This window comes from Pseudomonas sp. REB1044 (genome assembly GCF_038813925.1).
Lineage (GTDB): Bacteria > Pseudomonadota > Gammaproteobacteria > Pseudomonadales > Pseudomonadaceae > Aquipseudomonas > Aquipseudomonas boreofloridensis.
Genome location: NZ_CP046139.1, coordinates 2,517,351 through 2,531,230, shown reverse-complemented (window position 1 = coordinate 2,531,230; position 13,880 = coordinate 2,517,351). Strand labels below are relative to the sequence as shown.

General features: G+C 63.9%; 6 protein-coding genes and 3 pseudogenes. 6 read left to right on the top strand and 3 right to left on the bottom strand.

All coding sequences use genetic code 11. From position 1 onward, the window contains the following. Nucleotides 1–3,254: pseudogene (locus tag GKC70_RS11465) on the top strand (transporter substrate-binding domain-containing protein). Here GKC70_RS11465 and GKC70_RS11460 read toward each other — a convergent pair. After that, a pseudogene (locus GKC70_RS11460) lies at nucleotides 3,229–4,548 on the bottom strand (PAS domain-containing methyl-accepting chemotaxis protein). The pseudogenes GKC70_RS11465 and GKC70_RS11460 overlap by 26 nt on opposite strands. A gap of 113 nt (nucleotides 4,549–4,661) precedes the next feature. Then, nucleotides 4,662–5,681, bottom strand: a complete 1,020-nt coding sequence (locus GKC70_RS11455) for a LacI family DNA-binding transcriptional regulator (RefSeq protein ID WP_295481935.1) — start codon at nucleotides 5,679–5,681, stop codon at nucleotides 4,662–4,664. Between the two features lie 195 nt (nucleotides 5,682–5,876). Here GKC70_RS11455 and GKC70_RS11450 point away from each other — a divergent pair, with 195 nt between their 5' ends. The 3 genes from GKC70_RS11450 (at nucleotide 5,877) to GKC70_RS11440 (ending at nucleotide 8,262) form a co-directional block, all read left to right on the top strand. Beyond that, nucleotides 5,877–6,416, top strand: coding sequence for a gluconokinase (locus tag GKC70_RS11450; protein WP_039578034.1), 540 nt, complete (start codon nucleotides 5,877–5,879; stop codon nucleotides 6,414–6,416). Nucleotides 6,417–6,522: 106 nt separating this feature from the next. Beyond that, nucleotides 6,523–7,875: a GntP family permease gene (locus GKC70_RS11445; RefSeq protein WP_317871109.1), complete on the top strand. Its 1,353-nt coding sequence runs from the start codon at nucleotides 6,523–6,525 to the stop codon at nucleotides 7,873–7,875. An 84-nt stretch (nucleotides 7,876–7,959) separates the two neighbouring features. Further along, nucleotides 7,960–8,262, top strand: coding sequence for a hypothetical protein (locus GKC70_RS11440; protein ID WP_342651396.1), 303 nt, complete (start codon nucleotides 7,960–7,962; stop codon nucleotides 8,260–8,262). 50 nt (nucleotides 8,263–8,312) lie between these two features. Here GKC70_RS11440 and GKC70_RS11435 read toward each other — a convergent pair. After that, nucleotides 8,313–9,238 (bottom strand): annotated as a pseudogene (locus tag GKC70_RS11435) (alpha/beta hydrolase). A 190-nt stretch (nucleotides 9,239–9,428) separates the two neighbouring features. Between GKC70_RS11435 and GKC70_RS11430 the strand changes: the two are divergent. Together GKC70_RS11430 and GKC70_RS11425 are read left to right on the top strand one after the other, a co-directional pair. Further along, nucleotides 9,429–11,396 (top strand): DUF6543 domain-containing protein, encoded by a 1,968-nt coding sequence (locus GKC70_RS11430; protein ID WP_342651395.1) that lies wholly within the window; start codon nucleotides 9,429–9,431, stop codon nucleotides 11,394–11,396. A gap of 32 nt (nucleotides 11,397–11,428) precedes the next feature. Continuing rightward, nucleotides 11,429–13,879 carry an NEL-type E3 ubiquitin ligase domain-containing protein gene (locus GKC70_RS11425; protein ID WP_342651394.1) on the top strand — a complete coding sequence of 817 codons (2,451 nt, stop codon included), beginning with the start codon at nucleotides 11,429–11,431 and terminating at the stop codon, nucleotides 13,877–13,879. The last annotated feature ends 1 nt before the right edge of the window (nucleotide 13,880 follow it).

The window sequence follows — 13,880 nt, the reverse complement described above, 5'->3', positions numbered from 1 at the left end:
ATGACGCCCTGGCTGCGCAGACTGTTGCTGATACTGACGCTCACAGTGTCGGCAGCCGCCGTGGCGGACAGCCAGCCGCGTCAACTGCTGGCCCGCTCGCTCAGTGCCAGCCCAGCGCTGGTATTGAGTCAGGACGATCGGCAATGGCTCGATGAGCGCAAGGTGCTGGTGCTGGGTAGCTCCCAGCCCGACTATCCACCGTTTGAAATCAACATCAGCCCGCAGGACTACGAAGGCCTGAGCGCCGACTATGCCGGTCTGATCGGCGAGCAGTTGGGCATTGCGATCACGGTGCGGCGCTTCGCTAGCCGTACAGAGGCCATCGATGCACTACGGCGCGGCCAGATTGACCTGCTCGGCAGCTCCAACGGCTTCGAGGCGGAAGATGGCCAACTGGCACTGAGCCACCCCTACGCCGACGATCTGCCGGTGATCGTGACCCGCCAGGACCGCCCTCAACTCGACGATCAAAGCCTGGCCGGAATGACCTTGGCCATGGTCGATCACTATGTGCCTGCCAGCACGGTGCGTGCGCTTTACCCCCAGGCCCGACTACAGCTCTACCGCTCGACCCAGGCCGGCCTGAGCGCCGTGGCGCTGGGCAGTGCCGACGCCTATATCGGCGATGCGATCAGCTCGGACTACGCCATCGGCCGCGCCTACCAAGGTCTGGTGCGCATCGATCACTTCGTGCCGACGCCTGCCGGCAGCTTCGCCTTCGCGTTGGACCAGCACAACGTCAGGCTGCTGAAGCTGGTCGATCAGGCACTGGAGCGCATCACCGACAGCGAACGCCTGAGCATCCTGCGCCGCTGGTCCAGCGGCAACACCAGCCTGCTACTGCAACGTCGTCTGGCCACGCTCACTGCCGAGGAGCAACAGTGGCTGGTCACGGCGCCGACACTGCAGGTGCTGGTCAATCCCAGCCTGGCACCCCTGACCTTCAATGACAGCCAACAGCAACCAACCGGCATCACCCTGGAAGTGCTCAAGCAGATCAGCCTGCGCACCGGGCTGCGCTTCGAAATCGTCGAGCGCGATTCGGTGGCGGCCATGGTCGACGAGGTGGCAAGGGGTGCCGCCCACATGGCCGGTGCGCTCGACTACAGTCGCGAACGTGCCTCGCGGGTGCGCTTCACCCGCCCTTATCTGGTCAGCCCGACGGTGCGCGTGGTACGCCGCAACGCACCGCTGACACAGCGCTTGGACGATCAGCGCATCGCCCTGGTGCGCGGCGCCTCCCCGCACGTGGCGCTGCTGCAACGCTACCCTGCGGCCAGGGTCATCGAGAGCGACAACGCGCTGACCATGATGGAGTCGGTGGCCAAGGGCGAAGCCGATGTCGCGCTCATCAGCCAGATCGCCGCGGCCTATTACCTCACCCACGTGTTCAAGGACAAGCTGCGCATCGCTGGCTTGCAAGACGACGAACAGTCCGTCGCTGCGTTTGCCGTGTCACCGGATCTGCCCGTGCTGCAATCGATTCTGGACAAGGCGCTGCTGAGCATTCCGCCGGACGAACTCGACCAGTTGATCAACCGCTGGCGCACCAGCACCATCGCCAGCGATAGCCTGTGGGGCAACTACCGTTCACTGGCCCTGCAAGTGCTGGTGCTATCGGCGGTCCTGTTGGCCGGCGTGGTGTTCTGGAATGGCTACCTGCGCAAGCTCATCCACCAGCGCAGCGAGGCGCAACAGGCATTGCAGACGCAGTTGACGCTCAGTCGCAGCTTGCTCGAGCAATTACGTGTTGCCAAGGAGGAGGCAGAGCGCGCAAGCCAGGCCAAGAGCAGTTTTCTGGCGATCATGAGTCACGAAATTCGTACGCCGATGAACGCCATCATGGGGCTGCTGGAACTGGCGCTGAACGATCACCGCGAAGGCCGCAGCGATCCGCAGGGCCTGCAAACCGCGCATGATGCAGCGCGTGCCCTACTCGACCTGATTGGCGACATTCTCGATATTTCACGGATCGAATCCGGCCATATGACCTTGCAACGCGTTCCCGCCGACCTGGTCGAGCTGGTCAGGTCCGTGCTGCGTGCATTCGAGGCCAATGCACGCCTGAAGGGTCTGGCGCTGCAGGCCAGCCTGCCAGACGCGCCGACCTGGGTCAGCGTCGATGCGGTGCGCTTGCGCCAGATCATCGCCAACCTCATCAGCAATGCCATCAAGTTCACCGACCAGGGTCAGGTCGATGTCCGGCTCCAGACCGAACCCGACGCCGAGGGCTGGCTGCGCGTCGAGCTGCAGGTGCAGGACAGTGGCATCGGCATCAGCCAGGCGGACCAGGCGCGGCTGTTCAAAGCCTTCGGCCAGCTCGACAGCCAGCGCGTCCGTCACGGTGCAGGACTGGGCCTGATCATCAGCCGAACCCTGTGCCAGCTCATGGCAGGCGAACTGCATTTGCAGAGCCTGGAAGGCGTCGGCACGCGGGTCGAGGTCAGACTCAGGCTACAGAGCGCCACCCCCGTGCCCAGCAGCGGCTCAGCCTTGCCCGTCGAAGTCATCGATGGCAACCCCTTGCGCATCCTGGTGGCTGACGACTACCCCGCCAATCTCATGCTCCTGGAAAAGCAACTGCATAGCCTCGGTCACCACGTCAGCCTCGCGGAAAACGGTGAGGCGGCGTGGGTCCTGTGGCAAGCGGGGGATTTCGACGTGGTGCTCACCGATTGCAGCATGCCGGTGATGGACGGCCATGAATTGACACGTCGTATCCGCGCCTTGGAGCGCGAACGCGGCCTATCGCCTTGCACCATTCTGGGATCACGGCCAATGCCCAGGCCGAAGCGCGAGCGCAATGCCTGGCCGACGGCATGAACGACTGCCTGTTCAAACCCATCGGCCTGCAGCTGCTCAAGGCCCATCTGCCACAGGCGCCCGCGCGTACGCCTGATCGCCCGGAAAGCGGTTTCGACCTTGCTCAACTGCGCCACCTCACCCAGGACGACGCCAGTCTCACCCGGCGTCTGCTCGAACAACTCGCACGCAGCACCGCCGAAGATCTCCAAGCCCTGCGCACGCTCCCGCCCGACTGCGCTCCTGCGGAGCTGAAAGCGCTGGTCCATCGGATCAAGGGCGGCGCGCGCATGCTCAAGGTACGTGGCGTGGTCCGCGACTGCGAGGCCTTGGAACAGGCCCTCGCCGATGATAGCCCCAGCGCCGAGCACCTACGGCGCCTGGAGACGAATCTGCAGGGGCTGGAGCTGGAACTGCGCCGAGGGCTCAATGCAATTGCAGGGTCGAACTGATCTGGCTGATGGCATCGACCACGTGCCGCGAGCCCTGCTGGATCTCCATGATCACCGTGCCGGCTTCATTGGCCAACTCAACGCCCATCCCCGTGCGTGACAGGCTCGACTGCATGCTGGCAACTGCAGTCAACGACAGATCCTGGTTCTGGCGCACCACCTCGACAATCTCCAGCGTCGCCTTGCTGGTGCGTGCCGCCAGGCTGCGCACTTCATCGGCGACCACCGCGAACCCTCGACCATGCTCCCCGGCGCGTGCTGCCTCGATGGCTGCATTGAGCGCAAGCAAGTTGGTCTGGTCGGCGATCCCGCGAATGGTCAACACGATCTGCCCGATCACCTGTGACTGTCGACTCACGGCATCGATGCTGCGCGCGGCATCGTTGAGCTCGACGGAGATCTGTTCGATCACCTGCACGGCCTGCTGCACCACCTCGGTGCCCTTGCGCGCGCAAGCGTCGGTCTGCACCGAACTGGCATGGGCGGCCTCGGCTGCGCTCTGCTGGGTGCTGATCTGGTCGGTGATATCGCTGGCGAACTTGACCACCTTGTACAGGCGGCCCTTGCTGTCGAACATCGGGTTATAGGAAGCCTCCAGATACACTGTCCGGCCTTGTCTATCGATGCGCTCGAAGCGGTGGGAATGGTACTCGCCGCGGTTCAGCGATGCCCAGAACTGTCGGTACTGCTCCGATTCACGCTCATGGAGGTGGCAGAACAGACCATGGTGGCGTCCGACCACCTCATCGAGCTTATAGCCCATGGTGTCGAGGAAGTTCTGGTTGGCGGTGATCACCCGCCCTTCGGGGGTGAATTCGATGACCGCCATCGAGCGCCCGATGGCCTGGAGCAGGCTCTCGCGCTCATGGGATTCGCGGGAGCGCTGGGTGACATCGGCCGCCACTTAGATCACGCTGGTCACCTGCTGCTGCTCGTCGAGCACCGGCATGTAACTTGCCTCCAGCCACACCTCGCGGCCCGCCTTGTCGAGGCGCTCGAAGGTGCCGCTGATGGCCTTGCCCTGACTCAGTTCGTGCCACAGTTGCTGATACTCGGCACTCTTCGCGTAGTCGGGTTCGCAGAACAGGCGATGGTGCTGGCCGAGGATCTCGTCCACCGTGTAGCCCATCGCGGCACAGAACTTGGCATTGGCTTGGAGGATGACGCCGTCAACGGAGAACTCGATCATGGCCATCGCCCGGCTGATCGCGGCCAGCTTGGCTTGCACCGCAGCCAACGCCTCCCGGCAGCGCTCGTTGTGCATCGAATCGGACTTGCGCTGAAAACCGAACATGCGCCGAACCTCCTTGTATGGGCGGGAATGTGCAGAGCATATAACGGAATTGGCACCATGCAAGCGATGCGGCATCGCCGTTTGTCCAGTGCCCCAACGACCGCAACGCGGGCTTAGGAACTCTCCCGCACAACCAGTTCGAAGCCCATGTCCTGGCGCTCATCGACCACACGCTTTCCGTCGAGCAGGTTCAGCAGCGCCTGGGCAGCATGGCGCCCCACGGCGGCGCGCGGGGTTCGGATGGACGTCAGTCTCGGCACCATGTGCGCCGAGGCCGGCAGGTCATTGAAGCCGACCATGGCCACCTGCTGAGGCACCTCGATACCCTGGCGAAGGGCTTGCAACACAGCGCCTTGAGCCAGGTCGTCATTGCAGAAGAAAATCCCGTCCACCTCCGGCGCCTGTTCCAGCAGACGACTGAACAATTCGCCGCCCAGGCCAATGGACGAGGGTTGCGGATCGAGCACCTCCAGCGCCGGTGCGGCCAGCCCGGCTTCGCGCAGGGCCTGCCGGAAACCCTCGGCGCGCTGCATCACCCTCGGGTCCAGCTGCGCCGCGATGAAGGCCAGACGCCGCCGACCACGGGCAATCAAATGCTCGGCGGCGGCGCGGCCGGCGCACTGCTGGGAGAACCCCACCGACAAGTCGCCCGGCTCCCCGCCCAGTTCCATCATGTGCACGCAAGGCACGCCGCTGGCCGCGAGCATCTGCCGCGAGGCCTCACTGCGCTCGAAGCCGGTCAGCAGGATGCCGCAGGGCTGATAGGCCAGATAATTGCGGATGAGGTTCTCTTCTTCGCCGACATCGTAGTGGTAATTGCCGATCAGCACTTCCAGGCCACGCGGACGCATCACCTCATGGATCGCTTCGAGGGTGTCGATGAACAACTGGTTGGACAACGACGGAATCAGCACCACCACCGAGTGGCTGCGCGCCGAAGCCAGGGCGCGGGCGGCGGGATTGGCCACGTAGCCCAGGCTCGCGGCCGCTGCCACGACTTTTTCCACCAATGCCGGGGCAACGGTGCTGACGCCGCGCAACGCGCGCGAAGCGGTGATCGGGGAAACCCCGGACAATCTGGCGACTTCGGCCAGGGTGGGACGACCGGTGGTGCGGGAGCCGATGCGGGTCATGGATGTTGTAATTTTACTACTTGCAAGAAGGGGAACGGTCTCTAAGGTAGCGCTGTCTCAGGATGCAGGCAACGCCTCAATCGTTGCAGCAGTCCGAACTGCGTATCACAAAATCAATAACACCCGGGAGGGTGGCGCCTGCACCACTGCTCGTCGAGCGTGAGACAGCGCTGTCTTACCCCGCAGGAGGTACCGATGAACCCTTCCCTTTGCGCCATTGTGGTCATGGGCGTGGCAGGCTGCGGCAAAAGCTGCGTCGGCTCGGCCATCGCGGCCCGAAGTGGCGGTCGCCTGATCGAAGGCGATGCTTTCCACCCTGCCGAAAACATCCGCAAGATGAGCGCCGGTATTCCCCTGGACGACAACGACCGCGCCGGTTGGCTGACGCGCCTGGGCGAAGAATTGCAGGCCATCGTCAAGGCCGGCGAGCGCCCCATCCTCACCTGCTCCGCGCTCAAGCGCCGCTATCGTGAAACCTTGCGCCAGGCCATGCCGGGCCTTGGCTTCGTATTTCTCGAGCTGAGCCCCGAGGAAGCCGAGCGCCGCGTACTGGCCCGCCCCGGCCACTTCATGCCCGCCAGCCTGATCGACAGCCAGTTCGCGGCCCTCGAGCCGCCTCATGGCGAACCCCTCACGCTTGCGCTGGATGCCACACGTCCGATCGCCGCGCTGGCCGAGCGTGTGAACGACTGGCTAAAGCCCTGCGGTGAGCGGAGCCTGGCGCGAACCGCCTGAGTGCGGTTTTCCGGCTCACCAAAGATAGCGCTGTCTTGATGCCTTGCACTCAAGACCTACCCTGCTCCGCCACTACAACAACGACAAGACCGAGGCATAGACTCCCATGTTCGGACTGGCTACTGATACTTACCTGCTGCTCGACGCGCTGGTCACCATCGTCGGACTGATCCTGCTGATCACCCATTTCAAGGTTCACCCCTTCGTCGCCCTGACCCTGGCTGCCGGCTTTCTCGGCCTGACCTCGGGCATGCCGGTGGCCAAGGTCATGAAATCGTTCCAGGACGGCTTCGGCGGCGTGCTCGGCTTCGTCGGCATCGTCCTCGCGCTGGGCACCATGCTCGGCAAGCTGATGGCCGACTCCGGCGGCGCCGACCAGATCGCGCAGACGCTGATCCGCGCCTTCGGCAAGCAAAAGGTGCACTGGGCGATGATGTTCGCCGCCTTCCTCGTCGGCATCCCGCTGTTCTTCGAGATCGGCTTCGTGCTGCTGATCCCGCTGGTATTCATCGTCGCGCGCCGCTCGGGCGTGTCGCTGGTGAAGATCGGCATCCCGCTGCTGGCAGGTTTGTCAGTGGTGCATGGCCTGGTGCCGCCGCATCCGGGACCGCTGCTGGCGATCGGCATCTTCCACGCCGATATCGGCAAGACCATCTTCTATGGCCTGCTGGTAGCACTGCCCACCGCCGTGATCGCCGGCCCGTTGTTCGGCAACTTCATTTCGCGCTACATCCCCGGCAACCCCTCCCAGGAACTGATGGATCAGATCGCCCGCGAATCGGACCAGAAGAACCTGCCCAGCTTCACCGTCACTCTGGTCACCGTGCTGTTGCCGGTCGCGCTGATGCTGCTCAAGACCTTCGCCGACGTGGTGCTGCCGACCGACCATATCGTGCGCCAATGGATGGACCTGATCGGGCACCCGATCACCGCCCTGCTCGCTGCCCTGCTGCTGGCCTTCTATACCTTCGGGTCGGCGCGCGGTTTCAGTCGTCAGCAGATCATGAAGATGCTCGACCACAGCCTGGCGCCCACCGCAGCCATCGTGCTGATCGTCGGCGCCGGGGGCGGCTTCAAACAGATGCTGGTCGATACCGGCGTCGGCAACGTGATCGGGCAGATGGCAGTCCAGGCCGAAATCTCACCGATCCTACTGGCCTGGCTGGTGGCCGCGGTGATTCGTATCGCCACCGGTTCGGCGACGGTAGCCACCATCACCGGCGCCGGCATCGTCGCGCCGGTGATAGAGCTGGTGCCTGGGGTCAACCGTGAGCTGCTGGTATTGGCCACCGGCGCTGGTTCGCTGATCCTCTCCCACGTCAATGACGCCGGCTTCTGGTTGGTCAAGCAGTACTTCAACATGACCGTGGCTGAAACCTTCAAGACCTGGAGCATGATGGAAACCATTCTCTCGGTGGTCGGCATCATCTTCATCATGTTGCTGTCGACGGTTGTCTGACCGTCGGTCGGGATAATGGCACCTTGCCGCGCATGACAGGACCCAAGGGAAACACGCCCTGTTCTGCGCAAAGGAGTTTGCCCCATGAAGCGATCCCTGACCCGTTCCTGCCTGCTGGCCGCCCTGCTGTGCTCACCGCTGGCGATGGCCGTCGGCACTGGCACCACCTACCCGGACGACCCGCACAACCCAGGCCCTGCGCCTGGGGTGGACAGCACCCTTAATCCCATCCAGCAGCCCATGCCTCGTGACACCGACCCCCGTGTGCCCAACGCCGAGAGCGAAAGCCCGTCGATCAAGCAAAAGGAGGATGCTGACCTGCCAGGTATGGATCAAACCGGGTCAGAAGGCGCCGGAGCGCAGGGGGATGGCGGCGCCAATCGCTGAGTGGCATTGACGCGGTGCAATCCGCTGCACCGCTGCCTGCCCAGCAATACTCACTCGTTAACGCGACGCAGTACTGGCGCGCCTTCATGGCGCGCCAGAATCCGTCCTATCTGCTCGGCCAAGGCTCGCTCAGGTTCATCGAGGTGAAAATGGTGCCCACCCGGGTACCACGACACCTGCGCATGAGGGGCAAGGCGGATTTACGGCGTTTGAACACGGGGCCTGCACACATGCCCTGGCGGGCCAGAATCAGGTACAACGGGCAGTGAATCTGCTGGAGCAGCTTGCACGCCTCTTTCTCGGTCAAGGGCATGCTTTCCGGGAGCGCCAGCCGTTCATCATGGCGCCAGCGATAGCCATCGCCCGTCTGCAGCAGGTCTCGCTGAGCCAGTAACCTGATTGCCTCCTCGGATACCTCAGTGCCCAATCGGTCGCGACGCTGTCCCATGGCTTGCTCGAGGTTCTCGAATCTACTACCCGACAACGGCTCGGTGCTGCCCGCTTGGCTGCGCTGCACCATGCGCTTTAGCCGATAGGCGCGAGCCAGATGCGGCAGCCGCTCGCCCTCATCGACGGTGAAGGGTACTCCCATGCCATCGAGAAAGGTCATGCTGACGACAGTGCTGGTGAGCAGGGCGAGTATCGAGGCGATGCCACTGCCCATACCGTGCGCCACAACATGGAAAGGCCCAAGCCCCAGGCGATCGACCAATGCCAGAACATCTTCGGCATGCTCCCAGAGGTAGTACCCGCTGTCTTCGCGTCGATGATCGGAGCGACCGTGCCCAATCAGGTCAGGGGCCACGATGAAACAGTCCTCCATGAGCGGCGCCAGGCGCTCGAACGAGGCCGCGTTATCCAGCCAGCCGTGCAGCGCGAGCACCGGAATGGCTCCCTGCTCTCCCCACGTGCGGACTGCCATCTCGATACCGTTGAGGTCCAGCAGGTAATCCTTGGGCATGGACTGTGTAGGCATGGCGCGCTCCCTGGCATGGCCCGACGTCCGAAACAACGCGGGCGAGGGAACCACCTTGGACCATCAGGGCACTGGCCAAAAGCCCGAACGCGACCGTCACTTAGGCAGACGCGACGCCTCCAACTAGCTATTTACCGCTCAGGCGCACGCTGCGCGGTGTTCACTGCCGCCTCCTTCGAGGAGAACCGCCATGAACCCACCCCTGCACCAACGACAAATACTCACTGCCTTGCCGCACTGGAGCACCCAACTGCATGCCGACCACGCCCGGCAACTGATGGGCAGTCAGCGCAAGCCTTATCTCGATGCGCAGGGTCAGCCTCTGGCCTGGTATGCCGCCGCGCCAGACAGCGATCAGCGCGCCCTGGACAACGCCCTTGAGCAGCGCGACGGCAGCCTGCGCGAACTGCAGGCAGCGCTGGCGGGGCTACAGGGCGTCACCGAGTTCTGCCGACCGCTGCTGCAAGCGCGTGTGCCCCGCAACGTTTCAGTGGATCGCACGTACTATCGCAGCCAAGCGGCGCGGGTAGAGCAGCCAGGGAGCTCACCGCAGCACATGGAGCACTCGCCGACTGGCAAACCGAGGCTTTTGAGCCTGCTGGAAGCGGCCCTGCACAATTTCGCCGGCCCGCTGGACACCCCGACATTTTCCACCCTGCAGATCGGCGACGATCCACGCCAGGCCCCGCCACTGAGCCTGCGCGAATTCATCACGATCTGTCGCGAGGTCGACCTGGGCCAGCGCTATCAGCAGCACCTGGCCTCGGTCTATGACGCGGCCGATGCCCAACTCATCCAGCGCTTGTCCATTCAGGCCCGACAGGATGAATTGCGCGTGCAAACACGCATTGCGCGTTTGCAAAACCACATAAGCCAGCGGGAATCGGTGGCTTTGCACGCCTTCTGCGTGGCGACTGCGCCATCGAACTGCGGCTTCACGCGGATCAGTTGCCAGCGCTTGGAACTGTTCGGCATCCCCCTGCATGAACTCCTCCTGCTCACCCTGCATGGCCCGGCTGGAAACCGGCATATCCTCTATCTGCCAGGTATCCAGACGGCTGCGCTCAGGAGTTTTGCCTCGCTGCCCGAGGCCCATGCCGACCTGGTCTGTCGGCTCAAGCAGGCGACCCAGCGCCGCGCGCTGCTCGGTCTGGCCCCACTGAGCCTGCAACCTGAGTTGGCCACTCATCTGCGTAGGGCCCTGTACAGCAACCCAAACGTCAGCGACGACAGCGCGCTGCAGCCACGTGATCAAGTGCATCTGCAGGCGCAGCTCAAGGACCTGCCGAACATGCCCTGGACACACCTGCAGCAGTTGCACCTGCAGCGGATCAAGGGCGATGCACGCTGCGTCGCCGTACCGACCGCCGACGTGGATGCTCAGGCGCGCCTGCGGCGCTTGGCGTTCTGGGAGGACATTGGCCTCAGCGTCCTCAATGTGGCGGCGGCCTTCATTCCCGCCCTCAATCCGTTGATGCTGTGGATTGCCGGATCGCAGTTGGTGGGCGGGCTGTTCTATGCCATCCAGTCCTGGGAGGCTGGCGATACCGCACAGGCCCTGGCCCAGGTCGAATCGCTGCTGGTCAACGTGGCCATCGCCGGGGTCAGCGTGGGGGCCGCCAAGGTCGTGGGTTCACGCCTGGTCGATGACCTGCAACCGATCGAGGTCAATGAGCGACCGCTGTTGTGGCGACCCGACCTGGAGGAGTACCGCAGCGCTGCGACGTTGCCGCAAACCCTTGCCCCCGACGCCCAGGGTCTGTACTGGCAGCAGGGCCGCAGCTACATCCGTCTGCAGCAGTCCATGCATGAGGTGGTGTCAGACACACAAGGCCAGTGGTACGTACGTCATCCCAGCGATGAAGGGGCCTATCGACCGCCGCTGCAACATAATGGTCGCGGCGCCTGGCGCTTGGCCTACGACAACCCCTTGGAATGGGACACCGACCAACTGCTCGCGCGCCAGGGACCGGTGGGTGAGTCACTGAGTGCCGCCCAGCGAAACGCAGCCCTGCAAATCACGGGTTTTTCGGCCGACGTGCTACGACGTCAGTTGATCGAAGGGGCCGCGCTGCCCTCCCCCTGGAAGATCTGCTGCGGCGTCTTGAGGGGCGCGAAACTACGCTGCCACAGGGCACGTCCGCCGCCGCACGGCTGAGCGCACAATTCCCGGAACTGCCCGCATGTGCATTGGACGAATTGCTCGACCACGCCAGTCCAGCCGAACGCCAGCGCATGGCTCCGAGCGACGGCAGGATGCCCCTGCGGGTGCTCGAAGAAGCACGCCTGCTGCAAGCGACGATACGCTTGAACAGGGCCATCCTTGGGCTGTTCCAACCGCACCTGGCGACCGGCGATACCGCCTTGCTGCGCAGCGGGCTCTCAGGTGGCGCAGTAACGAGCGATGCCGAGCTGTTCGCTGTCGCGGTAAACGACCGCACACGCGCAAGCCAGGTCCTAGGCCAGCAAAGGCGTCCTGGAGCGTTCCGCTCGCCGCTGCGCTTGAGTGAGGGTCGTCTCGGCTACCCGTTGAGCGGTCGAGGCACACCACTCGAGCAGTCCACCGCCGCCCAGCGGCGACTGGCGCATCTGTTTCCGGCCGCGTCACATAGCCAACTGCAGGATTTGCAGAAAACCCTGAGCGCCGCAGGCGATCTTGGTCAAGGCCTGCTCGACCTGGAGCGTCAGTGGCAAGACTTGCACCAGACCCTGCTGCGCTGGAAACACAGTGAGGCTGGCCTCTTGGAGAACGATGCCCGTATCGAGTGCGCCAGACGACTGTACCGTGCCTGGCGTCGGGAGACCGACGGCGAGCTGGTGCTGGACCGGATGACACTCGATGAGCTGCCCGAACTGACGACGGTCTTCCCGACTATCCGCCACGTGCGCATCGACAGCCTGGGCCTGTTGCGCCTGCCGGCGAAGCTGTTCGAGTGCTTCCCGGCACTTGAGTCTCTCTCGATCACCGGTAACTTCGAGATCGACAGCGCCGCATTGGCCGAGGCGCTGAAACAGGCGGTGGGCGTGCGCAAGCTGGACCTCTCCAGCAACGCCCTGACTGACCTCGGCACACTGGCGCCGGCGCTGCGTGCCATGCCGCACCTGCGTCACCTGGTGCTCAGCCGCAACGCGCTGACATTGAGCGTGGCGGACGTGGAAATGCTCGCCCAGCGACGGTTGGACAGCCTGGATCTGCACAACAACCGGATCCAGCTCGATGCCGCGACCGCCGAAGCGTTCCAAGGACTGATCGACCTGCGCGAGCTGAATTTGAGTATCAACCCACTGACGGTGGCACCCGACGTCAGCTACATGGCACGCCTGTCACGCCTCGACCTTTCCCGTGCCAATCTCGATCGCTGGCCCGATGGCCTGATCCTGCTCATGAGTCAATTGCAGTACCAACTGCGCCAAGTCGATCTCTCCTTCAATAATCTGCACAGTCTTGAGGCGCTCGACACGGTGCTGGCCACGCCCTTTGTGCGTGATGTCGCCCAGCAACGGCCAGGGCTGCGCCTGAGCCTGCACTACAACCTGATGGATGAAGCCCAACTGAGCCGTCTGCGCCGCAGCGGCCTGACGATCTACGAGCACGATGAGGTTCGGGCGTCGAATTGGCAGCAGTTCTACCTTGACGGACGTACGGATGAGCGCATCCAACTGTGGCACGAGTTGCACGGCATGCCAGAAAACCAGGCGCTGTTCGAGCAGTTGCAGATCGTGACCGACTCGGCCCAGGCGCAACGTCAGCCGCAGGCCATGAGTGCCCGTGCCTGGGCGATACTCGACCAAGCGGCCGCCGACACTCGATTGCGAGACCAACTGAACGCGGTGGCCGAGAGTTACCCAGTCACCTGTGGGGACGCCGGCACCGATGCGCTCAGCGCTCTGGAAACCGAGCTCTACCTGCATCGACTGGCCAACGACCCCACACCGCTACACAGCAAATGGCAGGCGCTGTGCAAGGTGTATCGACGCAGCCTGGTCAATCAGTTGGCCGACCGGATCGCCCTGGCGCGGACCTTACGCAAAGCGGCCCTGCAAGCCGTCGAACCTCAGGCGTCGATCCCTTCGCTCGATCCACTGGACGATCCCGAAGCGGTTCCCGATACCTGGCTGCGCCACGGCCTGGTCGATGATATCGAGATACGTCTGGCGCTGCGCCAGAGTCTGGCGGTGGTACTCGACTATCCGGAGCCTGAGGCCGGCATGCTGTACGAAAGCACTGCCAACCTCACGCCCACCGTCAGGAACAAAGTGGTCAAAGAAGTGCGGCGCCTTGAAGAAAGCTCGAGTCTACGGCGCGCTTGGCTGCTGGAACAGCCGACATGGCGGTACAGTGTGCGACGCACCCATGAGCAGGCTTTCAGCACAAGCACGGACTTCTGGCAGCCGGGTCTGGACTACCTCGACAGTTGCGTGGATGCGCTAGCGCCCAGGGTGGACCACCTATCGGCCTCGGTGAAGGCCTGTCTCGAACAGGCCCTTGGCCTGGTCTTGCCGCAAACAGGGGGACGCTTGAGCCCGGTGTCGCTCACCGATGCTCAGTACACCCAGGCCGCCAATGCGCTGCTGGCCGAGCAGCAGCGCGTGGAGCTGGGCTTGTTCGACAGCTTTACGCGTGAGGTGGAACAGGCGTGAT